This is a genomic window from Pseudomonas sp. Irchel s3f19 (assembly GCF_900187555.1).
GTDB lineage: Bacteria > Pseudomonadota > Gammaproteobacteria > Pseudomonadales > Pseudomonadaceae > Aquipseudomonas > Aquipseudomonas capeferrum.
The window spans coordinates 138,732-165,506 of the sequence record NZ_FYDW01000007.1; the positions used below are offsets into that span (position 1 = coordinate 138,732).

Consider the following 26,775-nt stretch of genomic DNA (forward strand, 5'->3'; position numbering starts at 1 on the left):
TTTCAGAAGGTGGTCTTGAACGATGCGGTGACCATGCCGCGGTCCTTCAACAACGGCGCCAGGCCTGCCTGCGAGGTAATCTGGCCGGGGATGCACTGGTAGCGCCCGTTGGTGCCTGGGGTGTTGTTGTCGGTACCGGTTTCGCAGGTATCGAACTTGCCGAAGGAGTCGACATACTTCAGGTCGAACTTGTACTTCTGGTAGACATCGGCGGCGATGCCCACCGAGTAACTGCCCGAATCCTCGTTGCCGCCCAGTTGCACGGCAGAGTTGCCCTTGAGGCCGACGTTGTAGGACAGCGGCATGGAGATATCGACCCCAGGCAGCGCCTGGAACCAAGTCGGCGTGAAGTTGACCGCCAGGGTGTAGGCGTTGGTGGTGACCTTGTCGACACCCTCGTAGCTGGAATCACCCTTGAAGGTCTGCTCACCCTTGTCGACGCTGACCAGGTGGGTCATGGCGCCCTCCACCGCCAGCGATGAGGCGTCCCACAGTGGCGTGGCACCGAACGTGACCAGGCCGTTGAGCACCACATGCAAGGTCTTGCCGCGGGCCAGGCCGGTCTCGCCGTTGCCCGGCACCTCGCCGATCAGGTTGGTGCCGCCCGCCGTGCCCACCAAGGCCTGGTACAGCGGCCCGTTGATGGTGGTGAAGTTGCTGATCAGCGGCATGTTCTCGCGGTAGTTGACGTCCAGCCCGACACTCACCGGCCCGACGTTCTTCGCCAGGCTGATGCCGTAGATATCGATGTCGTCGGCGTAGGCCGCCATATAGCTGGTACCGTCCAGGCTGCCGGTGTGCAGGTTGGGCGCATTGATCAGCACGGCCGGGGTCGGGTCGGAAGTGTTGCGGTAGTAGAAGCCCAGGGTGCCGTCGAGCCATTCCGGGCTCCACTTGGCCATCAGGCCGAAGTCGCCCGCGTTGCGTGGCCGGATGTCATGCCCGCGGGGTGCACCGTAGAACGCACCGGCCCCGCCAACGGCATTGGGCACCGGCAGCCAGAAGATATCGCCACCCTCGCCGAGCATGTCGTAGGCGCCCATGTAGGTACCGCCTTCGGGCAGGCGCGAGTTGTCGAACTCGAGGAAGTACTGCGCCGCCAGCGTCAGCTCGGGGTTGACCGTGAAGCTCAACGACAGCTGCTTGCGCGGCAGGAACAGCTCTTTGGTTTCGGTGCCCGGCACGTTGTACAGCTTGGCCAGGTCCAGTGCCGACTGGCCATAGTTGATGCCGTTGGCGGCGTTGAACAATGTCTCGCCCCAGTACACCGAGTGCCAGCCAAGCTTGCCACTCAACATCGACTCGTCGCCGATCTCGGTGTTGTAGAAGACGAAGGCATCGAGAAACTCGCCGGACGGCCCATTGTAGTAACGGTCGCTGTAACGGCTCAGGCCATGATGACGCGCCGGGCCGCCGGCCAGCACGGTGCCCGCCGGCAAGCCTGCGGCCGGGCGCGCCAGCACCAGGTTGCCGGCATTGCCCTGCTGGCCGGGGAACGGGTTGCTGTTCGAGCCGACGTCGTCATAAGCATGGTCGTACCAGCTGGCGGCGCTGACGCGCATGCCCATGCTGCCCTGATAGACGATATCCAGCTCGGTGAGCAGGTCCAGGCGCTGGGTAACCGCGCTACCCACACTGAAATTCTTGTCGCCGTCATTGAGATTGGAGGTGCGGGCGACCTTGGCGTTTTCGCCTTCGACCCGCTGGCCATAGCTCAGCTTGGCGGTGTTGTCGAAGCGCACGCTCCAGTCGGGGTCGGCGATGTCCAGCTGAAATGCCTGGGCAGCGGGTGCACCGGCGATCAGCAGCAGCGTGGCCATGAGGTTAAAGCGGGGAAGGCAGAAGAGAACGTTCTTATTGTTGTTCATGCGATGTCTCTGCTTGGGTGAGTCTCTGCTTGGGTGATAGATGCGCCCTAGTAATCGAGTTGCCGGATCAGGGCCTCGGCGTGGGGCCATGGGCCGTAGCCCGAGGCAGGGTTGAGGTGGCCGACGGCACCGAGCTCGACCAGCTCGCTGCCCCACTGCGCGGCCATGCCGGCCACTGCGGCGGGGCTGGCCAGGTGGTCATTGCTGCTTGCCGCCAGCAGGCTTGGGAAAGGCAGCGGGCCGCCCGGCAGCGGCGCCCAGCCGTGGGCGCGCAGGCTGTCAGGGCTGGGGTAGCCTTGCGGCCAGTCGCTTTGCAGGTCAGGGGGGGCGGCGAGCAAGGCGCCCTTGATCGGGCGCTGATAACGTGCGGCCCAGTGCACCACCATCAGCACACCGGCACTGTGCGCGACCAGGATCACCGGGCCATCGATTGCGGCCAGTTCACGCTCGATCGCCTCGACCCGCGCCGTGCAACTGAGCGTGTCGGTTGTCAGCGGCAGCACGGCACGCACCTTGGCCAGGCGAGCCTGCAACAGGGTTTGCCAATGTTCTGCCACATGGTCGCGCAGACCGGGAACGATCAGCACGGTAGCGGCGGTTTGCAGTTTTTCCATGTCAGGGCCCTTTGCTCTGGATCACTCGGTCGATTGCCGACTGCTTGAGGGCCAGAGTAAAGCGTCGTTCCGGCACACGCTTTACATTGCGCGTCAGCCATTTTTCAGTTGATGACACAGTTGGCATGGCGGCCCGCACGCCCTTGGTGAGTGGGACCAGCGGTCTGAAAATGGCTTTGCATCCGATGACACAAACGCTATAAGTGACTACCCGCCAGCGCAGCGGGACGCCCATCAAGAACACGTGGAAAACAACAAATATGACCGTGCTCGCCCGTGCTGCTTCGCTGACCAATTACCTGGAAGTCTCCCGCCATCTGGGCCTCAATGGCCATGGGCTGCTGGCCCAGGCTGGCCTCAGCGCTTCATTGCTCGAAGCCCCCGACCAGCGCATTCCAGTCGCTGCTGCCATCAACGTGCTCGAAGAGTCGGCGCGCCTGAGCGGCTGCGAAGCCTTCGGCCTGCGCATGGCCGAACTGCGCCAGTTGTCGGATTTTGGTGAAGTCAGCCTGCTGATCAGCCACCAGCATTCGCTGCGCGATGCGCTGCAGGTGATCGTGCAATATCGCCATGTGCTCAACAATGCCCTGGCGATTCACGTCGAAGAAACCGGCAAGACGGTGATCATTCGCCAGGAAGTCATCACCGAGCAGCCCATGCACAGCCGCCAGGCCATCGAGCTGGCCATTGGTGTCATGCACCGCTTCTGCTCGGCGTTGCTGGGCGCGCACTGGCACCCGGTCAGCGCCAATTTCACTCACGCTGCCCCCGCCGACCTGGCCATCCACCGCCGCATCTTCGGCTGCAAGCTGGAGTTCAACAGCGACTTCAATGGCATCGTCTGTTCCGCCGCCGACCTGGACACGACCAACCCACAGGCCAACGAAGCCATGGCGCGGCTGGCCCAACGCTACGTGTGTGCCCTGCAGGATGACGGCAACCCTTCGCTGGTGCACGAGGTGCGCAAATCGATCTTTCTGCTGATGCCGATGGGCCGCGCCACCATCGAGCACATCGCCCAGACCCAGGGCATGAACGTGCGCACCTTGCAGCGCCGCCTGGAAGAGGATGGCGCCACCTTCAGCGAGCTGGTCAACAGCGTGCGTCGCGACCTGGTGCTGCGCTACCTGGAAAGCCCCGGCTATTCACTGGGGCGTATCGCCGACATGCTTGGCTATTCCATGCACAGTTCATTCACCCGCTGGTTCATCAACCAGTTCGGCCAGCCACCGGCCACCTGGCGTGTGCAGCATGACCTGCACACGCCGCACAAACGCGCCCGCAGCGCCGCGCAAGGGCCTGTCACCACGCGTTGAGCGCCTGGTGTAGTGGGAGTTGTGGATGCCTGGAGATTGTATTTGGGGCCACCAGGTGCCTGGCTTGGCATTTTCAGCGCTTATCAGATCGAGCGCCGCGCGGGCGGCGCTCGATCTCCGCCCCACCTCCAAACCCAAGACAGGCACCTAGCCGCCATCATCCTATCTCCCGACAAGCACCTACCAGCCCCACTTCCCCAACATTCCGTGAAGAAACCTAAAAAAGCCGAGGACACCCTGGCCTCCATCGCCTGGGCAAGCGCCAGGCTGTTCATGACAGGGTCTCCTGGCAGGCCATCACGATGAACACCCGGTCACCCTCCACCTCCACGGGGTAGCTGGCCACCTTGAGCGCCGTGGAATTGAGCAGGTAGCCGCTGGCCAGGTCAAAGCGCAGGCCATGGGCCCGGCACTGGATCACACCACCGTCCAGCTGGCCGGCGCACAGCGACGACCCTTGGTGCGGGCAGTTGTCGTCAATGGCCAGCAAACGCCCGGCGATATTGAACAGCGCCAGGCTTTTGCCTGCATGCTCGAACAACGCGCGCCCGCCGACCGTGGGCACGCGCTGGGCCGGCACCTCGATACGCTGCGTCATGCGCCGGCCCCCGCTGCTGCCGAACGCGACAGCGCGAGCTGCATGGCGTCGAGCAACGCCTCTGGCGGCTGCGCACCGAACACGGGCAGATGATCGTCGAACACGAAACACGGCACACCCCGGCTGGCGATGTTCGCGCTGGCACTGGCAAACGGCCGGCCATCGCCGCGCAGGCTGCCGGCCAGCGCGGCAGGCGCAAAACCGCACTGCTCGGCAATACGCAACAGCGTGGCGCGGTCGCCCAGGTCTTCGCCCAGCCGAAAATACGCGGCAAACAGCCGCTCCAGCAGCGCTTCGAGCTGCTGCTCGCTGCCCAGCTCGGCGGCATGCAACAGCAAGCGATGGGCGTCTGCAGTGTTGGGCATGCGCGCAATGCGGCTGAAATCGAGCTGTTCACCTACCGCACTGGCGGCCTCCTGTACCTGGGCCTGGCGTTGGCGCACCGCCTCGTCACTGCCCAGGCGGCGCCGGTAGAACGCGGCGAACGGCTGGCCGGCCACAGGCAGGTCGGGCAACAACTGCACGCCCTGCCAAGCCAGGTTGATCACGACCTCTGGCCGCGCTTCGCGCAATTGCGCCAACGCACGCTGCAATTGCCGCTTGCCGATCAGGCACCACGGGCAGATGAAATCGACGTACACATCAATCGACAACGAAGGGTTCACGTTCGGGCCTCCAGTACAGGCTCGACAGGCGCTGGCATGCTTTCGCCCAGGGCCAGGCGCGCCATGTCACGGTGGTAGTGGCGCTTGGCGTAGAAGAACACCGCCGCGGCGGCGATGCTGATCAACGGCACCAGTTCAAAGGCGGCCTGCAAGCCGATCAGGTCGGACACCTTGCCGGTGATCAACGGGCCGGTGGCCAGGCCGAGCAAGTTGTTGCTCAAGGTCAGGGTGGCGAAGGCAGTGCCATGCACCGTGTAGTGGGTCAGGTTGGCGACCATGGCGCTGGACGGGCCATTGGTGCCGGCGGCTATCATCATGCCCAGGCAGATGAGCACCAGTTGCGGCATGCCCGCCGGCAAGGCGAAGGCCACCGACAGCAGCACGCAACTGCCCAGGCAATAGGCGATGGCCAGGCTGATCTTGCGATCAGGGCGGTTGCGCCCCATGCGGTCGCACAGCATGCCGCACAGCACGATGCCCACCCCACTGCACAGCACGATGAGCGCCGCCACCGCGCCGGCCTGGTCGGTGCTCATGGCGTAGTAACGGTTCAGGTAACTGGGGAACCAGACGATCACCGTGCCGCCGACGAACAGCTGCAAGCCGCTGCCCACGTAGGCGCTGATGACCGAACGGCTGGAATACAGCGTGCGCAACGGCCGCAATGCCTTCAGCGCAGCCTTGTCGGCGGCATCGGCCAGGCCCCTCGGGGCAATGCGCGCCTCACGCACGATCAACGGGTAGAGCACCGCCAGGGCCAGGCCAAAGAACGCCATGCCGGCAAACGCCCAGCGCCAGCCCAGGTGCTGGGCCATCACGCCGCCCAACGCCATGCCCAGCACCGAGCCGAACATGCCACCGGCCATGAACGAGCCGGCCAGGGTGGCGCGCATCTCGCGCGGGAACACCGCCACCACCACGGCGATGCCGACGCTGCCGTAAGCGGCCTCGCCGACGCCGACCAGAAAGCGCGCGATGAACATCTGCTGGTAGTTCTCGGCGACAGCGCAGCCCAGCGTGGCCAGGCTCCACATCACCGCCATGAAGGTCAGGCTCTTGATCCGGCCGATGCGGTCGGCGAGCAAGGACAGCGGAAAGGTCAGCAGGCCGACCATCAAGGCGACGATGCCACTGAGCAGGCCGAGCTGGCTGTCGCTGAGCTGCCACTCCTGCTTCAGCAGGGGGAACACGGCATTCAGCACTTGCCGCGACATGTAGTCGGAGATCAACAAACCGAAGGTCAGGGCAAAGACGATCCAGGCGTAGCGCCGGGGGATGCCCAGTGATGTATCAGCGCCGGGTTCTGACGCACTGGCGTGGTAGGTGGCCATGCTGCCTCCTCGGGTATCTGGCTTGGGTTGTTTTTGTTGTTATGGGTAACAGCCGATCAGGTACTACTGGAAGAACAACAGCGCTCTATGGGCCCTGCAAAAACATGTGGGAGCAACTGCCTTGCTCAAGCGGCTCCCACAAGCCCCTGCTCATTCATCACGCGCGCTGTGGCACGCCCTTCTGCCCTGGCCGGCGGTTCGGCGCCATGCCGTTGGCCAGCAAGGTCTGCTCGACGGTCGCGTACTGCTCGCCGATGCGGTAGATGGCGCGCGCTTCCTTGCCGCTGGCCACCTCACGCCCCAGTTCGTGCGCCACGCGCACGGTCTGCTGAATCTGCTGCACCGAGGTGAACGGCTTGCCGTGCTGGTCGATGATGGTGTCTTCGATGCCACAGCGCGGGTGCAAGCCCATGGCCAGAGCCATGGTGTTGAACGGCAGCACGTTCTTGAGCAACGACTCCGCAGTCAGGGTGCAACCGTCCGGCGCCCGGTGCACGAAATTGAAGAAGTTGAACGGGTTGGGGCCGTCGAAGCCGCCACCAATGCCGATCCAGGTCAGGTTCAGCGGGCCTTTGTAAACGCCCTTGCGCACCAGGCGCTCGAGGGTTTCCAGGGCATGCATGCCAGTCAGTTGGAAGTGCGGCTGGATGTGGCTCGCCTGCAGGCGTCGCAGGTGCTCTTCGACCCAGGCCGGCCCCGCAGGCACGGTCATTTCACTGTAGGCGGCCTGGATCCCGGGGCTGGCCAGCGATGTGCCTTCCAGGTACTCCGGGTACAGCAGCTCCATGATGTTCATCTGGGTGGTGTTGATCGCCACCGTCACCTGGTCAGGCTTGGGGGTCAGCTCGGCCAGCATGTGCCGGGTGTCGTCGCTCAGCCACTTGGCCGCTTCGCCTTCGCCTTCGGGCGCAAAGGAAATCGAGCCACCCACCTGGATGATCATGTCCGGTACCGCTTCGCGGACCCCGGCGATCAGTTCGTTGAACTTGGACAGGCGCTTGGAGCCGGTGCCATCGAGTTCGCGCACGTGCAGGTGCAGCACCGTGGCGCCCGCTTCATAGCAGTCGACTGCCTTTTGCACCTGCTCATCCATGGTGACCGGGATGTCCTGCGGGAAATCATCCGGCATCCACTCGGGGCCATAGGGCGCCACGGTGATGACTACCTTTTCCATGTTTTCCGGGTGCAGCGAGTCGTCGAAGAATTGCATGTCTGATCCTCAGTCTTGTTCTTGTCTGTTCAGAAGGTGCTGTCGCCCATGATCCCGGCACGCTCCATCTTGCGATGGCAGGCCGGGTAGTCCATGACGGCGTAATGCTGGGTGCTACGGTTGTCCCAGATGGCGATGCTGTTAGGTGTCCAGCGCCAGCGCACCTGATACTCGGGGATGTACACCTGGCTCACCAGGTAGCGCAGCAGGTCGGCGGCACCGGGGTTGGCGTCCTGGCCGAAACGCACGCGTTCGGGGGTGTGGTAATTGCTGAAATGGGTGGCGAAGGCATTGACGAACAGCACCTTCTCGCCGGTTTCCGGGTGGGTACGCACCACCGGGTGCTCGGCGTCGGGGTAACGCGCCTTGAGCGCAAGGCGCTTGTCCAGCGGCATGGCCGCACCAAAGCTGGCCTCGATGCTGTGCCGGGCGCGCAGCCCTTCGACCCTGGCCTTGATCTCGGCCGGCAGGTTGTCGTAGGCCAGCACCATGTTCGCCCACATGGTGTCGCCGCCTACCGGTGGGCATTCGACGCAGCGCAGCACGCAGCCCATCGGCGGCGCTTCGCGCCAGGTGGCGTCGGTGTGCCAGGCGTTCTCATAGCGGTCGGCCGGCTGGTCGGGGCGCTTGTAGATCTGCACCAGGCCAGGGTGCTCCGGGTCGCTGCCGGCGACCGGGTGGTCTTCCAGCTCGCCGAAGCGGCGGGCAAAGGCCACATGCTCGGCGCGGCTGATGGCCTGGTCACGCAAGAACAGCACCCGGTGCCTGAGCAGTTGGGCGCGGATCTCGGCGAACAGGCCGTCATCATGAATGGCATCGGCCAGCCTGACGCCCACCAGTTCGGCACCGATGGCGCAGGTCAGTTGTTCGACTTGCATGGCAGTGCCCCCTCAGATGACGAAGATCGACGAACCCGTGGTCTTGCGTGACTCCAGGTCACGGTGGGCCTGCACCGCATCCTGCAGGGCGTAGTGCTGGTTGATCTCGATGCGGATGCGGCCACTGCTGACATGGTCGAACAGCTCGCTGGCCAGGCGGGCTTTTTCCGCCGGCTCGGCGATATAGTCGGCCAGGGCCGGCCGGGTCATGAACAGCGACCCCTTGATCGCCAGGATCTGCGGGTCGAACGGTTCGATGGGGCCGGACGCAGTGCCCACGCAGACCATCAGGCCGCGGCGCTTGAGCGAGTCCAGCGAGCCCATGAAGGTGTTGCGGCCGACGCTGTCGAAGACCACGTTGACGCCCACGCCGTCGGTCAGCTCACGCACGCGGCTGGCCACATCCTCGTGGCTGTAGTTGATGGTGTGGTCGCAACCATGGGCGCGTGCCACCTGGGCCTTGGCGTCGGTGGACACCGTGCCGATCACGGTCAGGCCCAGCAGTTTGGCCCACTGCGAAACGATCAGGCCGACGCCGCCCGCCGCAGCGTGCAGCAGGATGCTGTCACCCGGCTTGAAGTCGTACAGGCGGCGCATCAGGTACGACGCCGTCAGGCCGCGCATGGTCATGGCGGCGGCGGTCTCGAAGGATAGGGTTTCCGGCAGTTTGATCAGTGCTGCTGCGGGGATCAGGCGTTCGGTGCTGTAGGCGCCGAGGGTGTTGATAAAGCCGGTGTAGGTCACCCGGTCGCCAACGGCCACATGGCTGACGCCCTCGCCCACCGACTGCACCACACCCGACGCTTCCACGCCCATGCCATTGGCCAGCGGGATCGGGTAGGTGCCGTTGCGAAAATAAGTGTCGGCGTAGTTAAGGCCAACCGCCACGTGGCGCAGGCGCACCTGCCCAGGGCCCGGCTCGCCGACTTCGACGTCTTCGTAGCGCAGGACCTCAGGCCCTCCGGTTTCGTAGAAACGTACCGCTTTGGCCATGCCAATCTCCTTTCTTGTCGTTCTTGTTAACCGATAAACCGCGTGTTGAAGGGCAATTTAGGCCGTTGCGCCAAGCGGCGCTTATCATCGGACGACAACGGTTTTTCAGTTGATGACAGCGCGCATGGCACAAGCGCTCAGAGCGCTGAAAGGCCACCATCGACGGCGATGGCCTGGCCGGTCATGTAGCTGTTTTCGCGGGCACACATTGCCCGCCCCCCGTGGCGGCACGGGCGAGGATCTTCTTCGCCAGGCTCATCCGGTGCACTTCGTTGGGGCCGTCATAGATACGGAAGCTACGGGCATCACGGAAGATCCGCTCGACAATCGATTCGCCCGTGACGCCCTGCCCGCCCAGCACCTGCACGCAGCGGTCGATCACCCGCCAGATGGCCTCGGAGCTGAGCACCTTGGCCATGCTCGACTCGAAATTGCCACGCTCGCCCTGGTCCAGTACCCAGGCGCAATGCCAGATAGCCAGGCGCGTGGTATGCAGGTCGATTTCGTTGTCGGCGAGCATGAAGCCCACACCCTGATGCTCGCCCAGCGGCTTGCCGAACGACATTCGCCGGTTGGCATAGTGGCAGGCCTCGTCATGGGCGCGGCGGGCCTGGCCCAACCAGCGCATGCAGTGGGTCAGGCGGGCCGGCGCCAGGCGCACCTGGGCGTAACGGAAACCTTTGCCCACCTCGCCCAGCACATCGCTGGCCGGCACCCGCAGGTTGTCGAAGCGCAACACCGCATGGCCGCCGGCAAAGCAGCTGTCCAGCGAGCCCATCATGCGTTCCAGGATAAAGCCCGGGCGGTCGGTGTCGGTCAGGAACATGGACGCGCTACCGTCCTCCATGCGCGCCATGATGATCGCCAGCTGCGCGCCTTCGGCACCGGTGATGAACCACTTCTGGCCATTGATGACGTAGTCGTCACCGTCACGCACGGCCTGGGTGGTCAGCATCGAGGGATCGGAGCCGGCACCTGGGCTCGGCTCGGTCATGGCGAAGCACGAGCGGATGTGGCCCTGCACCAGTGGCCGCAGCCAGCGGTCTTTCTGCGCCGCCGTGGCCACGTGTTCCAACAGGTGGATATTGCCTTCGTCGGGCGCGTGGATGTTCAGGGCGACGGGCCCCAGTGGCGAATAGCCCGCCTCTTCGAAAATGATCGCCTTCTCGATATGGCTCAAACCCAGGCCGCCCATTTCACGCGAGGCATGCGGGGTCAGCAGGCCGTGTTCACGGGCCCTGTCGAGTAGCGTCTGGCGCAGCTCAGGCGATGGACCATGGGCTGTCTGGCGGGGGTCATGCTCCATCGGCAGTACCGATTCGGCAATGAAGTGCCGGACTTTGGCTTGCAGGGCGAGCTGTTCAGCTGGCAGGGCAAAATGCATGGTGGGGTTCCTTGTAGAGGCTCAGGCGTGCAGGCGACGCGGGTCGATGGCGGCATGCAACTGCTCCATGACGGTCTTGTCGATCGATGCCTTGCCGGGGTCGTAGGGGGTGTAGTTGAGTGTGCGTATGCACGCGTGGGTTACCTGCGCGCCCGCCATGTCGATATCGACGATGTTCAGGCAGGCAGGGTCTTGTTCGAAGGCGGCAAGCCCGCCCAGCCCGGCTCCGCTGGCCCAGGCCAGCAGGATGCGGTTGACGGCGTCGTGGCTGACCAGCAGCAGCGATGCCCAGCCGGGCTCAGCCAGCAATTGCTGGAAACTGTCTAATACCCGTTGCTGGAACGCCGCCCAGGGTTCACCGCGCAGAAAGGCAGCGCCGTGGTGGTCGGCCATTTGGTAGGCCTGGGCCACTTCGCGGTACAGGCAATCCAGGGGGATTTCCCGCAGGCGGCCGGCCCGCACCTCGCGCAAGGCGGCGCGCTGTTCCACCTCCAGGGCGCGGTGGCCCAGCAGTTGGTCGAGGGTCTGGCGGGTGCGCGGGTAGTCCGAACACACCGCACGGTCGAACCGAGTGTGCGCCAGCACACGGCCCAACGCCTGGGCCTGGGCCACGCCTTGCGCCGACAACGGTACAGTGCGCGGGTCGAGTGGGCGGCCGTCGGCGTCGAAGTAATCGACATGGCCATGCCGAACCAGATAGCAGCGGCGACGCTGTACGGGCAATTCAGTCATGGGCCAGCACCTTGGGGTTGCTGATGCTCAACTGCGCCCGGTTGATTGCCCGCAGTGCCTCCAGCAAGCGCGTAGCGTGCTGATCGTAGGCCCCTTGGCGAATGTTCCGCGCTAGCCACTCGCGGGCCTGCTCAAGCTCGGTCACTGCCTGGCCGCCCTGTGCCAGCAAGGCCTCCAGGGCCTGGCGCTCGACCTCGGTACAGTCCGCTGCCTGCGCCAGTTCGCGGCTGGCGATCAGCATGGCGCTGGCGACCATCCGCCCTTCGTAGTGCAACCCTTTCGGCAACGCCGGCAGCAAGTGCGTGAGCAGGGCTTCGTGCGCCGTCACAAGCAGGTCATGGGCATCGGGCTGGTTCATGCGTGGCCTCCACGGGTGAGCAAGATGATTTCCTGTTCCAGTTCACTGACCATCCGCCCGGTCAACGCCAGCTCCAGCGAACGTTGCTGGCCCGACACGTGGCGTTGAGCCTGCTGCAGGGCGATCACTGCCCAGCGCAGGTGGGCCATGACTTGCCAAAAGCGCAGCGCCTGGCGGTCCAGTTCCAGCGCCGACACGCTGCGGTATCCGGCGAGCAGGTCATCCAGGCGGCCGACGCCGCCGGCCTCCAGGTCCGGCCGGCCGAACCGCCAGCAACGTGCGGTGAACCAGCCCAGGTCTTCACGCGGGTCACCCCAGCCGGCGAACTCCCAATCCAGCACGCCGGTCAACGCGCCGGCCTCGACCAGGTAGTTGCCGGTGCGGTAGTCGCGGTGGATCAGGCACGCGGGCAAGGGCGCAGGCTTGTTCAGCTCGCACCAGCGCAAGCCCCACTCCAGTGTCGGATGGCTACCTGGCAAGGCATCCAGAAAGCTACGGTACTGATCGACGCTGGCCTGCACCGCGTCAGGCGCTGCAGCGGGCAGAAACGCCAGCGCCGGTTGCGGCGGACGCAACTGATGCAGGCGCGCGAGGTTGGCACCCAACTGCCGGCATAGCGCCGAGTTGCCCTCAGGCGCGGCGTGGTCGTGGGTGAGGCGGTGGCCGCTGGCATTGCCGTCGAGGGCCTGCATGATGAAGAAGCTGCGGCCGATCACCTGCACGTCCTGGCACAGCCAGAGTGGCTTGGGCACCTTGACGCCGGCCTGGTGAACGGCGCTGAGCACCGCGAACTCTTGCGCGCGGCTCAGGCTGGCGGCCACAGCGGACACCGCGTCAGTGCGCAGGACCCAACGCTGGGGCTTGCCGGCGACATCGGCTTCGAGTAGCCAGTTTTCCTGGATGGCACCGCCTGACAACCGCTCACTGCGGGTGATGTGCACTGGCGGGGTGTCGAATTGCTGAGTCAGGTAGGTAGACAGTGGCTCATGGGCGCTGGCGATGTCGAGGCGAGCGCTGGGTTGCGGCGCGTGGTGACGGGTTGGCATAGGCGGTCCGGTTGGCTGTTCGTAGGTGAACAGGGCAATAGCAAGATGACTGCCAGGTTTTTTGATATTTAGTTACGTCTTGTTTATCAATGGGTTGGGTATGGTTTTGCGGGGTGTTCTGGGCAGGTTTGAACGGGGCGGTTTCATTTTTGAAACGGTTGTTCAGGGGTGCACGCTCGACACGACATCTTCAGCGCCTATGAAATCGAGCGCCGCCCGCGCGGCGCATCGCGACGCAAGGCCGCTCCTACATCTGTTTCGGGCCAATTATTCCTGAGGCATTTGCGCGCGGCCCCTGGGTGCCTGTCTCAATATCGCGTCGTACAAACAAGGCGTTCGCGCGCCAATGCCACAGACCTCACTGGCCCGAAACAAATGTAGGAGCGGCCTTGCGTCGCGATGCGCCGCGCGGGCGGCGCTCGATTTACGCCCCACCTCAACACCTGAGCCAAGCGCCTTGCAGCCCCCTGATCCCCCGACTACACCCCGCCCCCCCAACCAACAACCAAAATTCCCACGCACCAAGCGCCCCCTCGGCTAGGATGTCTGGCTGACCCGACGGAGCACTGCTTGCCATGCACCTTCCCGCGCTCAAACCGAACCAGCTGCGCCCGCCCGCAGATCCCCCCAAGGGCCTACTGCGCATACGGTTGCTCGACCAGCTGACCAGTGCGCTGGACGACGGCGCTGTCATCCTCCTGCAAGCGCCCTTGGGCTATGGCAAAAGCACATTGCTTGGCCAGTTCGCCCGCCGCCTGGCAGGCCCCTTCGCCTGGCTGCGACTGACCCGTGCCGAGAACCAGCCCCTGGCCCTGCTGCTGCACCTGCACGCAGCGCTGCAGTTGCCCGCGCAAGCGCGCGACACGCCCCAGGGCGAACTGCTGTGGAGCCAGATCCTGGCCGACCTCGAAGCCCGCCAGGCACCCGTGACCTTACTGATCGACGACTTGCACCTGCTCAACGCCGCCCAGGCCTGGCACTACCTCGACACCCTGCTGCACGACCCGCCCGCGGCACTGCGCCTGATTGCCGCCAGCGAAGGCCCACCGCCACTGCCGCTGGCCCACCTGCGCCGTAACGGTCGGCTGGTGCTGCTGGGCGCCCGTGAACTGGCCCTGGACAGCGAAGAGACCCGGCAATTGGCACTGGCCCGCGATGTCAGGCTGGGCAGCGATGCGCTGTACCAACTGCGCGCTGGCAGCGAGGGCTGGCCCAGTGGCGTGCTGTTCTGGTTCGAGGCCTACCGCGAGGCACTGCACAGTACCGGCCAGCCACCCGCCGACCTGCGCCCGATCACCCGCCAGGCCTATGCCCATGCCCGGCAGTTTCTTGAAGAAGAACGCCTGCGCCACTTGCCCACGGCGCTACGCAGCTTTCTCGAACATACCGCCGTGGCCCAGGTGTTCGATGCAGGCCTCGCTCGCGAACTGGCCGCCGACACCGATGTCGCGGCCGCGCTGCGCCAGTTGCAGCGCCTGGACCTGATCATCGAAGTGCCGCACGCCAGCCACGCCGAATACCGCTACCACCCTGCCCTGCGCAACAGCCTCTACCAGCGCCTCGAACAACGCGACCCGCAGCGCCTGCGCCTGCTGCATCGCCAGGCGGCAAACTGGCTGCTGGTGCAGCGGCGCTACACCGAGGCGATCTACCAGTTCGGCCGGGCCAGAGACCTGGATGCCGTGCTCGGCATCGTCGACCGGCATGGCTTCGAGCTGTTGCGCGAGGGCAAGGTCAACACCCTGGTCGATGTACTCGACGAAGTGGCCGGCCATGCCGGCAACGACAGCTTCACCCTGGCGGTGACCGAAGCCTCCACGGTGATGGTCACCAACGATATCGCCCAGGCGTGCCAATGCCTTCGCCAGCTGTACGCCCTGCAGCGTCGCCAGGCAGTGCCGCGGCACCCCGAGCGGGTACAGCAGACGGTGATGTTCCTGCGCAGCCGCCTGGCCTACCTGGGCGGCAACCTGGCGCACGGCCTGGCCCTTGCGGCGCGGGCACTGCAGCAGTTCGGGCAACACAACGCGGCGCGTTCGGTGCTGTATTTCGACCGGGCCAACTGCCTGGCGGCCCTGGGTCAACTGCAACCGGCCCACGCCGAAGCCAGCCGTGCCCTGGTCGAGTTGCAGGGCTTCGGCCTGAGCGGCTACACCAACTTGCTGCAACTGCTGCTGGGCCAGATCGAGCTGGCCCAAGGTGCCAGCGAAGCGGCCTGGGCGCGCCTGCAGAACATGGCCGAACTGCCCGCCGCCGGCAGCTCGGGGCGCTTCTACGAACTGTTCCGGCACTTGGGTAAAGGGCTGGCGCTGCTGCAGGCCAACCAGCTGACCCAGGCGCGCCACGCCTTGGCCCAGGCCGAAGTGCTGGCCCTGGGTTTCCCGCACAGCGCCACGCTGCCCTGGGTGTTCCACCACCAGGCCTGCCTGCACTGGGCGCTGGGCGAGACCAGCCAGGCCAAGGCGCGCTGGGCCGAAGTGCGGCGCCTGGCCCTGCAGTACCGCTTGTTCACCCTGTATCGCCAGGCCGGGGCCTGGCTGGCGCGCCTGGCGCTGCGCGACAACGACCCGGACTACCTGCCTCGCTGGCTCGACCAGTGGCACTGGTGCAACCGCCAGTATGACCAGCAGCTGCTGCCGGAGGAGTGGCTGGCCTATGCCTGGGTGCAGCGCCACCTGGGGCAGCGGGACAAGGCGCGGCAGATCCTGGCAACACTGCAGGCTCAGGCCCAGGCCCAGCTGAACCGCCGGCTGTTGCTCGACACCCTGTTGCTCGACGCGGCCCTGCACCAGGACCGCGGCGCCCACGACGACGCCCTGCACAGCCTGGAACAAGCATTGCAACTGGCGTGTCAGCACGGTTTCGGGCAACTGTTGCAGTACGAGGGCGACGCCTTCCTCGAAGCCTTGCGCCAACTCCTGCTGCCGCAGGTTCGCGAACGCCTGGCCCTGGCCGCCCCGGCACCGCCACGCGAACGCCTCAACAGCCTGTTCCGCCCGTTGCTGGCCGGCCGAGAGCACGCCGACAGCGCGTTGATCGTGCCATTGTCACGCCGTGAGCTGGAGGTGCTGCAACGCATGGCACGTGGGCAGAGCAACGGGCAGATCGCCGAAGCGATGTTCATCAGCCTGAGCACGGTCAAGACCCACATCAACAACCTGTTCCGCAAACTCGACGTGGTCGACCGCGACAGCGCCTTGTGCTCGGCACGCGAACTGCAACTGCTGAACTGACTCCACCCCGTGCAACGCCGATTCCACCCCCCATTCCACCGGGGGGGTGGACGCGGCACCCAGGCCTGCCTGCTACAACATGCCGAATCCACCCAGCCAGGAGTCCGGCATGCCCAGCTACAAAGCCCCGTTGCGCGATATCACCTTCGTTGCCCAGGAACTGCTCGACCTGAGCAGCCACTATCAACAGCTGGCCGGCTGCGAAGCCCCCGACGCGGCCACCTTCGCCGCCATCGTCGAGGAAGGCGCCAAGTTCGCCGAACAGGTACTGGCGCCGCTCAACGCCGTCGGCGACCAGCACGGTTGCCAATGGCAGGATGGCAAGGTCAGCACCCCGCCGGGCTTCGCCGATGCCTTCAAGCGTTTCGCCGCCAATGGCTGGCTGGGCCTGGACAAGGACCCCGCCTACGGCGGCCAGGGCCTGCCGCCTTCGCTGGGCTTCGTCAACCACGAAATGGTCTGCAGCGCCAACCACGCCTGGGGCATGTACGGCAACCTCACCGGTGGCGCCATCAGCACCCTCAGCGAGCATGCCGACGCGGCGCTGCGCCAGCGTTTATTGCCGCCGATGATTGCCGGCCGCTGGAGCGGCACCATGTGCCTGACCGAGGCCCACTGCGGCTCGGACCTCGGCCTGCTGCGCACCAGCGCCCGGCCCGAGGCCGACGGCAGCTACCGCATCAACGGCAGCAAGATCTTCATCTCGGCGGGTGAGCACGACCTGACGGAAAACATCGTGCACCTGGTGCTGGCACGCATCGAAGGCGCGCCAGCGGGGGTCAAAGGCATTTCGCTGTTCGCCGTGCCCAAGCGCCAGGTGGATGAAGCCGGTAACCTGGGCCAACCCAACGGCGTCAGCTGCGGCGCCATCGAGCACAAGATGGGCATCCACGGCAACGCCACCTGCGTGCTCAATTTCGATGGCGCCACCGGTTACCTGCTGGGCGAGGCCAACCGTGGCCTGAACGCCATGTTCACCTACATCAACGAGTCGCGGCTGGCCGTATCACAACAAGCCCAGGCCCACGCTGAAGCTTCGTTCCAGGGTGCCCTGACGTATGCCCGCGACCGCCTGCAGATGCGCACCACACCGCGCCTGCGGGCCGACCAGCCGGCCGACCCGATCATCGGCCACGCCGATGTACGGCGCATGTTGCTGACCCAGAAGGCCTACGCCGAAGGCGGTCGCATGCTCGCCTACACCTGTGCCAAAGGCGTCGACCTGCTGCACCACGGCGCCACCCCGGGCGTGCGCCAGGCGGCAGCACGCCGGTTGGCCCTGCTCACGCCGATTGCCAAGGGCTTCCTGACCGAGACCGGCAACGAGGCGGCGCAGCTGGGCATCCAGGTATTCGGCGGCCACGGTTTCATCCGCGAATGGGGCATGGAGCAGATCGCCCGCGATGTGCGCATCACCGCGATCTACGAAGGCACCAACACCATCCAGGGCATCGACCTGCTGACCCGCAAGGTACTGGCCGATGGCGGCGAGGCCTTGTCCGAACTGCTGGCTGAAATCGAAACCTTCATCCACACCACTTCGGCGTCGGCCGACCTCGCCCAGGCTTTGCACGACCGTGTGATCGCCTGGCGCGAGGTCAGCGAGTGGCTGCGCGACGCCAGCGCCACGGATGCCAACCTGGTTGGTGCCAGCGCGTACGACTACCTGATGCTCTGCGGCTACACCTTGATTGGCTACTTGTGGTTGCGTGCCGCCTGCGTCGCCGAACAGGCACTGGCGGCCGGCAGCGAGGACGTCGCGTTCTACCAGGGCAAACGCGAGACCGCGCGCTTCTACCTGCAGCGCCTGCTGCCCAGGGCAAGCCTGCACGAAACGCTGATCCGCACCGGCAGTGACAACCTGATGCGCATCAGCGACAGCGCCTTCGCCCGCTGACCCTGCACGGCAGCGGTTTTTCCGGTGGTGGCCAAGGCTCCGGGCCACCACCTGTTTTTCCAGGACACTCACAAGAAGGTTCCCATGCAACTGATCGACTACCGTCGCGACAACCAACTGGCCCTGATCGGCCTGTGCAACGCCCCGGTCAATGCCCTCGGCCACGGCCTGCGCCAGGCGCTGATGCAGGCTTGCACACGGGCCGCCGCCGACCCTGAAGTGAAGGCCATTATCCTGCATGGGCACCACCTGCCGTTCAGTGCCGGCGCCGACATCAGCGAATTCGGCAGCCCACGCACCTGGCAGCAACCCGCCCTACCCCAACTGCTGGATGAACTGGCCCGCTTCAGCAAACCGCTGATCGCCGCGCTCGACGGTGTGGCCCTGGGTGGCGGCCTGGAACTGGCCCTGGCCTGCAGCCACCGGGTCGCCAGCGCCACTGCCCGCCTGGGCTTGCCGGAGGTGCGCCTGGGCCTGCTGCCCGGTGCCGGGGGTACCCAGCGCCTGCCACGGCTGATCGGCGTGGCACCCGCCCTGGCACTGATGCTCGGCGGCGAGCCGATCGATGCCCGCCAGGGCCTGACGTTGGGCCTGGTGGACCACCTGGTAGAGCCCGGCCAGGACCTGCTCGAACAGGCCTGCGCCTTTGCCCGCAGGCAGCTCGCGCATCCCGCCCCTGCGCTCACGCCTGCGCCGCTGTCACAGGGCCTGGCCGATGACTTCTTCGACACGCACGCGGCGCAACTGGCTGTACGCAAACCCGGCCAACGGGCACCGCTGCGGGTGCTGGCAGCGCTGCGCGCGGCCTGCGAGCTGCCCTTGGCCGAGGGCCTGGCACGCGAGCAAGCACTGTTCCGCGAAGCCCTGCAAGACCCCCAGGCCACGGCATTGCGTCACCAGTTCTTCGCCGAACGCGAGGCTTTGCGAGTGCCGGGTATCGACGCTGCCACCGCGCTGCGCAGCATCGCTCAGGTCGCCGTGATCGGCGCCGGCACCATGGGCGCCGGCATCGCCATGAACTTCATCAACGCGGGCCTGCCGGTGCGCCTGCTGGAGCTCAAGCCCGAGGCACTGGACCGTGGCCTGGCACAGATCCGCAAACACTACGAAAGCAGCATCACCCGCGGCAAGCTGACCCCCGCGCAACTCGAACAGCGCATGAGCCTGTTGCAAGGCACCCTCGACTATGCCGACCTGGCTGACGCTGACCTGGTGATCGAGGCAGTATTCGAGGACCTGTCGATCAAGCAGTCGGTGTTTCGCACCCTCGACCGGGTGTGCAAGCCCGGCGCGATCCTGGCCAGCAACACCTCGACCCTGGATGTCGACCGCATCGCCGCCAGCACCCGCCGCCCGCAAGACGTGGTCGGCCTGCACTTCTTCAGCCCGGCCCATGTGATGCGCCTGCTCGAAGTGGTACGTGGCCGGGCCACGGCGCGCGACGTACTGGCCACCACGCTGAAAATCGCCAAGCGCATCGGCAAGCTGCCGGTGGTGTCTGGCGTGTGCTTCGGCTTCATCGGCAACCGCATGCTCGAACCCTACGCCCGCGAAGCCCATCGCCTGGTGCTCGAAGGCGCCTCGCCGGCCCAGGTGGACAAGGTGCTCACCGACCTGGGCCTGGCCATGGGGGTATTCGCCATGTACGACCTGGCCGGCATCGATGTGGGCTACCTGGTGCGGCAGGCGCGGCGCAACGAACTGGCCCACGACCCGAGCTACTTCCGCCTGGCCGACGAACTCTACAGCCTGGGCCGCCATGGCCAGAAGAGCGGGCGCGGGTTCTACCGCTACGAAGGCCGCGAGCGCATCGAAGACCCCGAGGTGGTGCAGATCGCAGCGCGACTGGCCGGCAAGCTGGGCATCAACCGGCGCAGCATCAGTGACGCAGAAATCCACGACCGCTGCCTGTTCATGCTGATCAACGAAGGCCTGCAACTGCTCGACGAAGGTATCGCCTTGCGCAGTGGCGACATCGACCTGGTCTGGACCAACGGCTACGGCTTCCCTGCCTGGCGTGGCGGCCCGCTGCACTATGCCCGCGACCTGGGCCTGGACAACGTGCTGGCAGGCATTGAGCAACTGCGCGAGCGCCTCGGCGCCTATGGCCAACTGTGGCTGCAGCCAGCGCCCTTGCTACGGCGCCTGGCCGGCAGCGGCAAGCTGCGCGTGCAAGGCCACTGAGCTGCAAAAACCCTCGCCAACAAGGAAACCCTGATGAAAGAAGCCGTCATTCTCTCGACCGCCCGCACCCCGATTGGCAAGGCCTTTCGCGGTGCCCTCAACAACCTGCGCTCACCCAGCCTGGCCGCCCATGCCATCAAGGCTGCCGTTGCCCGCGCCGGCATCGCCGCCGACGAAGTGGAAGACCTGGTGATGGGCACCGCGATGCCCTCTGGCACCGCCGGCTGGAACCTGGGCCGCATGAGCGCGCTGGCGGCCGGCCTGCCGGTTTCGGTGAGTGGCCAGACCCTGGACCGGCAATGCGCCTCCGGGCTGATGGCGATTGGCACCGCCGCCAAGCAGATCATTGTCGATGGCATGCACGTTACCGTCGGCGCCGGCCAGGAAAACATCAGCGCGGTGCAGGTGCGCAACCTCGAATGGGCCTTGGCCGAGCAAGACAACGCGGTCATCCAACAGGTACCGCACGCCTACATGCCGATGCTGCACACCGCCGAGCATGTTGCCCAACGCTACGGTATCAGCCGTGCTGCGCAGGATGCCTACGCCCTGCAATCGCAGTTGCGCACTGCCGCCGCCCAGCAAGCCGGGCTGTTCGAGGCCGAGATCGTGCCAGTGACCGCCCAGCAGAGGATCAAGGACAGGCACACCGGCGAAGTCAGCTACCGCCAGGTGACCCTGACGCAAGATGAAGGCAACCGCCCGCAGACTCGCCTTGACGACCTGGCAGGCTTGCAGCCGGTGGTCGAGGGCGGCTGTATCACCGCTGGCAATGCCAGCCAGCTGTCCGACGGTGCCAGCGCCTGCGTGCTGATGGATGCGCGCCTGGCCGAACAGCGCAACCTCAGGCCGCTGGGCCTCTATCGGGGCATCGCCGTGGCCGGCCTGGCACCGGAAGAGATGGGCGTCGGCCCGGTGTATGCGGTGCCGCGCCTGCTCAAGCAACACGGGCTGAAGGTCGCCGACATCGGCCTGTGGGAGCTGAACGAAGCCTTTGCCTGCCAGGTGCTGTACTGCCGCGACAAACTGGGCATCGACCCGGCGCGCCTGAACGTCAACGGGGGGGCCATCGCCATCGGTCACCCCTATGGCATGAGCGGCGCGCGGATGGTCGGGCATGCCCTGCTCGAAGGCAAACGGCGCGGGGTGCGCTATGTGGTGGTGACCCTGTGCGTAGGCGGCGGCATGGGTGCGGCCGGCCTGTTCGAAGTGCTGTGAAGAAACCCCAGCCCTCCACAAGTCCCAGCTTGATCATCGAACAAGGAGAAACCATGCTAGCTACCCCCTTTACCCTGGCCGGCAAGACCGTGCTGGTGACCGGTGCCTCCAGCGGCCTGGGTGCCCACTTCGCGCGCCTGGCCCAGGCCGCAGGCGCCCGCGTGGTGCTGGCGGCGCGCCGGGCCGAGCGCTTGCAGGCGCTGGTCGAACAACTTCAAGCCCAAGGCGGAGAAGCGTTGGCCGTGGTGCTCGATGTCACCCGGCGCGACAGTGTCGAACAGGCGTTCGACCAGGCCGAGGCGCGTTTTGCCGTGGTCGATGTGGTCATCAACAACGCCGGCATCGGCGACCCTGGGCGCTTCCTCGAACTGAGCGGGCAGGACTGGCAGCACATGCTCTCGACCAACCTCGACGGCGTGTTTCATGTGGCGCAATGCGCCAGCCAGCGCCTGGTGAAGGCCGGCCGCGCCGGGAGCATCATCAACATCGCCTCGATCCTGGGCCTGCGTGTTGGCACCGGCCTGAGCCACTACTGCACGGCCAAGGCCGGTGTGGTGCAGTTGACCAAGGCCATGGCGCTGGAGCTGGCCCGCCACCGGATCCGGGTCAATGCCATCGCCCCGGGTTACTTCAAGACCGAAATGAACGAGGCCTACTTCGACAGTGAGGCCGGCCAGGGCTACATCAAGGATCACGTGCCGATGCGGCGTCTGGGCCAATTGAGCGAGCTGGACGGACCTGTGCTGTTGCTGGCCAGTGACGCCGGTGGCTTCATGACCGGCAGTGTCCTGGCCGTGGATGGCGGGCACCTGGTCAACCCGTTATAGCAAGGAGCCTGCATGCCCGTTGCCGCCTACCTGCCACGCGTGGTCGCGCTGGTCACCCACTTGCGCCAGCCACCGGCCCCCAGCCGCATGGCGCGCCTGATCGAACAGGTCAGCGCCGACTACCGCCAGCAGGCCCATATCGAGGTGATCGAAACCACCCTGGCCGAACTGCTGCCGCTGGCGCGCGACCTGGACCGCCACCAGCGGGCAGACATCATTTTGTGTTCCGGTGCCGTCGCCGAGTACTTGCGCCAGCACCTGACGACCAAAGTGCTGGCCCTGCACCCAGGCCAATGCGACCTGGCCCGCGCCCTCACCCTGGCCCGCCGCCGCGCCAAGCGGGTCGGCGTGCTCAACTTTGGCCAGCACCCCGGTCCGGCCACCCCGCCGCCACTGTTCGACCTGCGGGTTCAGCAACACACCTATACCAGCCTGGAACAAGCCCGGGTGCAGGTCGAGCGCCTGGTGCAGGACGGCGTCGAAGTCATCATCGGTTCGCCTACGGTCTGCCAGCTGGCTGATGCGGCCGGCGCCGAAGGCGTGCTCGCCCTGGACAGCGACAGCCTGCGCCAGGCCTTCGACCGCCTGCGCGCGCGGTCCCGGCGCGCGCGCAAGCCGCCCACCCCACAGCCGTTCACCACCCGCTATCGTTTCGATCAGTTGCTCGGCGACGCCCCGGCGTTTCGCGCGACCGTGCAGTTGGCGCAGCGCTACGCCACCAGCAACGCCACGGTGCTGATCACCGGTGAAAGCGGCACCGGCAAGGAATGGCTGGCGCAGAGCCTGCACCACGCCAGCGCCCGCCAGCCGGGGCCGTTCGTGGCCATCAACTGCGCGGCCTTGCCTGAGTCGTTGCTCGAAAGCGAGCTGTTTGGCCATGAAGATGGCGCGTTCACCGGCTCGCGCAAGGGTGGCAAGCCTGGCCTGATCGAGCTGGCCCACGGTGGCACGCTGTTCCTCGACGAAGTCGGCGACATGCCCGTGGCCCTGCAAACCCGCCTGCTGCGCGTGCTGCAGGAGCGCGAGGTGCTGCGCCTGGGCGCCTGCGAGCCGACACCAGTGGATATCCGCGTGATTGCCGCCACCCATTGCGACTTGCCTGCGCGCATCGCCAGCGGGCAGTTTCGCGCCGACCTGTTCTACCGGTTGAACATCCTGCGCCTGGTGGTGCCGCCCCTGCGTGAGCGGGTTCAAGACATCCTGCCGCTGTTCGAAGCGCTGCTCGCCCGGCACGGCACAACACGGCTTGGCGCACCGCAGTTGCAGCCGCTGCTGCCCATGCTGCTGCGCCACAGCTGGCCGGGCAACATCCGTGAGCTGGACAACATTGCCGAGCGCGCCGCCCTGTGTGCCCCCGCCCTGGAGGGCGCCGATGGCATCGCCCTGGCCAGCCTGTTCCCGGAGTTTTTCCAACAGCCGCAGGCCCCCACCCAGCCACTGACCGTCAACGACAACCTGCGCAGCCTGGGCAAGGCCGCCGAGGCGGCGCATGCCCGGCGTACGCTGGCCAGCTACGACGGCAACATGGAGCAAGCCGCACGTAGCCTGGGCGTCAGCCGCAGCACCCTGTGGCGGCGGCTGCGGGCGCAGCCCTGAGCGGCGAGCACAGCCATGCTCAGCTTACGGATGACTTATCGCGTAACGCCCGATACCCTTGGCTTCTGCAGGCCTGAGGGTTTCAGGCTCAATTACTTCCCCCGCAGACGAACATGCCATGAAAACTGCCGCAGGTTTGCTGCTGTCGGCCATCGAGCTGGACCGCGCCAGCCCCCTTCCCCTGTACCGCCAACTGTACCTGCAGATTCGCAAGCAGATACTCAACGGCAGGATGCAGGGCGGCGTCCGCCTGCCCTCGACCCGTACGTTGAGCCACGAGTTGGGGCTGTCGCGAATCACCATTCTCAACGCGTTCGATCAGTTGATTGCCGAAGGTTTCCTGGCCTCGCGCACCGGCGCCGGCACCTATGTCGGCAGCGAGTGGGAGAGCCGGGGCGGCCAGGCCGAGCAACAGCAGCCGCCACCGCGCCTGTCCGACCTGAGCCAGTCGATGCTGTCGCTGCGTAGCGACCATTTTCGCGGCATTTCGTACGCCGATTGGGACCCCGCCACACCGACGTCTTTCCTGCCCAGCCACAGCACCTATGAAGCGTTCCCCCAGGCGGTCTGGCGACGCCTGATGAACCAGCACCTGCTCAAACCCACCAAGGCGATGCTGGGGTACGGCGAGTTGCAAGGCTTGCACGCCCTGCGCAGCGCGATCGCCGAGTACGTGTTCGATGCCCGTGGCATTGACTGCGAGGCCGGGCAGGTGGTGATCGTGTCCGGCGCGCAGCAAGCGTTCAACCTGCTGGGCATGCTGTTGCTCAACCCTCAGGACAGCGTGTGGATGGAAGACCCGGGGCACATCGCCGCGCGCATTGCGTTGCAGGCGCAAGGGGCACGGGTGACGGCGTTGCGTGTCGACCCTGACGGAATCGATGTCGAACAAGGGCTGAGCGAGTGCCCTGAGGCGCGGCTGGTGTTTTGCACACCCTCGCGCCAGCACCCGCTGGGCGTCACCTTGAGCTATGCGCGGCGCCAGGCACTGATCGACTGGGCCGCACAGCAACAGAGCTGGATCATCGAGGACGATTGCGACAGCGAGTTGCGCTACAGCGGCCGCCTGCTGCCCGCGCTGTACGCCCTGGACCAGATGGCCCGGGTGATCTATGTCGGCACCTTCAGCAAAGTGCTGTTTCCATCACTCAGGCTGGGCTACGTGATTCTGCCGCCGGCGCTGGTCGAGCCCTTCTGCACCCTGCGTGCAGTCATGGACCGCAGCCCGCCGACGCTGCTGCAGGCAACCACCGCAGACTTCATGGCCCAAGGTCACTTCATTGGCCACATCCGCCGCATACGCGGCCTGTACAAGGCGCGCCAGCAGGCGTTGATCGAACAACTTGAACTGCAGGTTGGCGGCTTCTTCACCCTCACCCCGGCCGATGCCGGCATGCACTTGATCGCCTGGTTGCCCACCCACCTCAGCGACGCAGACATCGCCCGGCAACTGGCCGAGCATGGCATCCACACCTACCCCTTGAGCGACTACAGCATCGCCCATGCGCAACCGCCGGCGCTGCTGATCGGCTTTGCCGGCACGCCTGAAAACCAGGCCGCGACGCGGGTCGAGGCGCTGGCCCGGGCCCTGCGCGCACTGGGGTATCTGCCCGGCAACGCTTGAGGCCGGGCAAGTGGTCCTATCGATTGATGGATAATGGATCTATCGAACGTTCCTGACTGGCGCGATAAAGGCTGGGCCGGCAAAACCCGGCGTCTGAACCAGGAACGACGCTAATGAACAATAAGATCCAGGAACGTTTCAACGCCTTGCTCAGCCACAACGTGGTCGAACACACGGCAGCCCCCATGCTGACGCCCGCCTTGGCCCAACGGTTGCTCGAACGCCTTGCACAGGTGCGCCTGTTTGCCCACGCCTATCCGCTGTTGACCAACCTCACCCACGGCCACGTCACCCCCGCCGACCTGCTGGACTTCGCCTATCGCCACGAACTGCAAGGCCTGAGCCTGCACGTGCTCGACGGCGAGCAGAACAGCCTGAGCCAGATGTCCCCCGGCCAGCTCCAGGCGTTTGCCGACAAGGCCCAGGCACTGGGGCTGGACGTGCACGTGGAAATCAGCAGCACGCTGAAACAGGATGTCGACCAGGTGATCGCCATCGCCAAGGCCCTGGGGGTACGCAACATCCGCGTCTACTCGCGTTACGAGGGCACGCTGTCGCGGGTCATGGACATCATCGAGAGCGACCTGCACTACCTGGCGCAACAGGCCGACGCCCACGACCTGTACTTTGACTTCGAGCAGCACGAAGAGCTCAAGAGCGACGAGATCGCCCAACTGCTCAAGCGCCTCGACCACCCACGCCTGCATGCCCTGTTCGACTTCGGCAACATGATCAATGCCTGCGAACAGCCGCTGCAAGCCCTGCGCAACCTGGCGCCGCACATCCGCCAAAGCCACCTCAAGGGGGTGCGCATCGTCGCCGAACAGAACGGCTTCGGCCATTACGGCGTGCTGCAGGGCAGCGCCGAGGACGACCTGCCCAGTGCACGCATGCTGTACGAATTGCTGATGCTGGGCGACACAGCCCCGCAGGTGATCGCCTTCATCCTCGAACAGGAAAACCACTACGTGGCCCCGGCCTTCCGCCAGCAGCAGGAAGCGGCCGACCCCTTCATCGCTTATCGGGAAATGAGCGAAACCCCGCTGCCTGCCGGTTTCACCCTGGCGCGCATGCTGGCCGACGAACACCGTTGGGCCAACAACCAGGTGGCCTACGTGCGCGGCCTGCTGGGCGAATTTCGCACCCTGGCCGAGCTGACCTTGGCCAACGCTTGACCCTGGCGACCCGATTACCTGCGGAGAA

The 26,775-nt window shown here is 65.8% G+C and carries 21 protein-coding genes; 9 read left to right on the forward strand and 12 right to left on the reverse strand.

Features of this window, described 5'->3' with window-relative positions; translation table 11 throughout:
* Positions 1-2 precede the first annotated feature (2 nt).
* The gene (locus tag CKW22_RS17920) at positions 3-1,868 is read right to left on the reverse strand and encodes a DUF1302 domain-containing protein (protein ID WP_095064547.1); all 1,866 of its coding nucleotides are present in this window, start codon (positions 1,866-1,868) and stop codon (positions 3-5) included.
* A 47-nt stretch (positions 1,869-1,915) separates the two neighbouring features.
* Positions 1,916-2,482 (reverse strand): alpha/beta hydrolase, encoded by a 567-nt coding sequence (locus CKW22_RS17925; RefSeq protein WP_033698542.1) that lies wholly within the window; start codon positions 2,480-2,482, stop codon positions 1,916-1,918.
* A gap of 260 nt (positions 2,483-2,742) precedes the next feature.
* On the opposite strand from CKW22_RS17925, the gene CKW22_RS17930 reads away from it, so the two are divergent.
* Positions 2,743-3,798 carry an AraC family transcriptional regulator gene (locus CKW22_RS17930; RefSeq protein WP_033698543.1) on the forward strand — a complete coding sequence of 352 codons (1,056 nt, stop codon included), beginning with the start codon at positions 2,743-2,745 and terminating at the stop codon, positions 3,796-3,798.
* 271 nt (positions 3,799-4,069) lie between these two features.
* On the opposite strand, the gene CKW22_RS17935 is transcribed toward CKW22_RS17930, so the two are convergent.
* The 10 genes from CKW22_RS17935 to CKW22_RS17980 all read right to left on the reverse strand — a co-directional run bounded on the left by CKW22_RS17935 (position 4,070) and on the right by CKW22_RS17980 (position 12,993).
* Positions 4,070-4,396, reverse strand: a complete 327-nt coding sequence (locus CKW22_RS17935) for a Rieske 2Fe-2S domain-containing protein (protein ID WP_033698544.1) — start codon at positions 4,394-4,396, stop codon at positions 4,070-4,072.
* Positions 4,393-5,061, reverse strand: coding sequence for a DsbA family oxidoreductase (locus tag CKW22_RS17940; RefSeq protein ID WP_047583382.1), 669 nt, complete (start codon positions 5,059-5,061; stop codon positions 4,393-4,395). Before CKW22_RS17940 ends, CKW22_RS17935 begins: the two co-directional genes overlap by 4 nt.
* A complete protein-coding gene (locus CKW22_RS17945; protein ID WP_047583383.1) occupies positions 5,058-6,392 on the reverse strand; it encodes an MFS transporter in 1,335 nt (444 codons plus the stop codon). Before CKW22_RS17945 ends, CKW22_RS17940 begins: the two co-directional genes overlap by 4 nt.
* Positions 6,393-6,549: 157 nt before the next feature.
* On the reverse strand, positions 6,550-7,602 hold the full coding sequence (locus CKW22_RS17950) for a 3-keto-5-aminohexanoate cleavage protein (RefSeq protein WP_033698550.1): 1,053 nt from the start codon (positions 7,600-7,602) through the stop codon (positions 6,550-6,552).
* Between the two features lie 29 nt (positions 7,603-7,631).
* Positions 7,632-8,480: a TauD/TfdA family dioxygenase gene (locus CKW22_RS17955; RefSeq protein ID WP_033698551.1), complete on the reverse strand. Its 849-nt coding sequence runs from the start codon at positions 8,478-8,480 to the stop codon at positions 7,632-7,634.
* Positions 8,481-8,492: 12 nt separating this feature from the next.
* Positions 8,493-9,473 carry a quinone oxidoreductase gene (locus tag CKW22_RS17960; RefSeq protein ID WP_033698552.1) on the reverse strand — a complete coding sequence of 327 codons (981 nt, stop codon included), beginning with the start codon at positions 9,471-9,473 and terminating at the stop codon, positions 8,493-8,495.
* Positions 9,474-9,654: 181 nt separating this feature from the next.
* Positions 9,655-10,857, reverse strand: coding sequence for an acyl-CoA dehydrogenase family protein (locus tag CKW22_RS17965; protein ID WP_033698553.1), 1,203 nt, complete (start codon positions 10,855-10,857; stop codon positions 9,655-9,657).
* A 21-nt stretch (positions 10,858-10,878) separates the two neighbouring features.
* On the reverse strand, positions 10,879-11,589 hold the full coding sequence (locus tag CKW22_RS17970; RefSeq protein ID WP_095064548.1) for a histidine phosphatase family protein: 711 nt from the start codon (positions 11,587-11,589) through the stop codon (positions 10,879-10,881).
* Positions 11,582-11,947, reverse strand: a complete 366-nt coding sequence (locus tag CKW22_RS17975) for a DUF6285 domain-containing protein (protein ID WP_095064549.1) — start codon at positions 11,945-11,947, stop codon at positions 11,582-11,584. The genes CKW22_RS17970 and CKW22_RS17975 overlap by 8 nt, the downstream gene beginning before the upstream one ends.
* Entirely contained in the window at positions 11,944-12,993 is a 1,050-nt protein-coding gene (locus CKW22_RS17980) for a phosphotransferase family protein (RefSeq protein ID WP_047583386.1), read from the reverse strand. Before CKW22_RS17980 ends, CKW22_RS17975 begins: the two co-directional genes overlap by 4 nt.
* Positions 12,994-13,568: 575 nt before the next feature.
* Here CKW22_RS17980 and CKW22_RS17985 point away from each other — a divergent pair.
* From CKW22_RS17985 to CKW22_RS18020, 8 genes are all read left to right on the forward strand, one after another.
* Entirely contained in the window at positions 13,569-16,226 is a 2,658-nt protein-coding gene (locus tag CKW22_RS17985) for a LuxR C-terminal-related transcriptional regulator (protein ID WP_095064550.1), read from the forward strand.
* 109 nt (positions 16,227-16,335) lie between these two features.
* Positions 16,336-18,123, forward strand: coding sequence for an acyl-CoA dehydrogenase C-terminal domain-containing protein (locus CKW22_RS17990; protein WP_033698559.1), 1,788 nt, complete (start codon positions 16,336-16,338; stop codon positions 18,121-18,123).
* A gap of 84 nt (positions 18,124-18,207) precedes the next feature.
* A complete protein-coding gene (locus tag CKW22_RS17995) occupies positions 18,208-20,307 on the forward strand; it encodes a 3-hydroxyacyl-CoA dehydrogenase NAD-binding domain-containing protein (protein ID WP_095064551.1) in 2,100 nt (699 codons plus the stop codon).
* 33 nt (positions 20,308-20,340) lie between these two features.
* Complete coding sequence (locus CKW22_RS18000) at positions 20,341-21,525, forward strand: acetyl-CoA C-acyltransferase (RefSeq protein ID WP_095064552.1); 1,185 nt, start codon at positions 20,341-20,343, stop codon at positions 21,523-21,525.
* Positions 21,526-21,578: 53 nt separating this feature from the next.
* Positions 21,579-22,352 (forward strand): SDR family NAD(P)-dependent oxidoreductase, encoded by a 774-nt coding sequence (locus CKW22_RS18005; RefSeq protein ID WP_033698563.1) that lies wholly within the window; start codon positions 21,579-21,581, stop codon positions 22,350-22,352.
* Positions 22,353-22,364: 12 nt separating this feature from the next.
* Positions 22,365-23,948, forward strand: coding sequence for a sigma 54-interacting transcriptional regulator (locus tag CKW22_RS18010; protein ID WP_095064553.1), 1,584 nt, complete (start codon positions 22,365-22,367; stop codon positions 23,946-23,948).
* Between the two features lie 118 nt (positions 23,949-24,066).
* Positions 24,067-25,572 carry a PLP-dependent aminotransferase family protein gene (locus CKW22_RS18015; protein WP_095064554.1) on the forward strand — a complete coding sequence of 502 codons (1,506 nt, stop codon included), beginning with the start codon at positions 24,067-24,069 and terminating at the stop codon, positions 25,570-25,572.
* A gap of 113 nt (positions 25,573-25,685) precedes the next feature.
* Entirely contained in the window at positions 25,686-26,747 is a 1,062-nt protein-coding gene (locus CKW22_RS18020) for a sugar phosphate isomerase/epimerase (protein WP_095064555.1), read from the forward strand.
* The last annotated feature ends 28 nt before the right edge of the window (positions 26,748-26,775 follow it).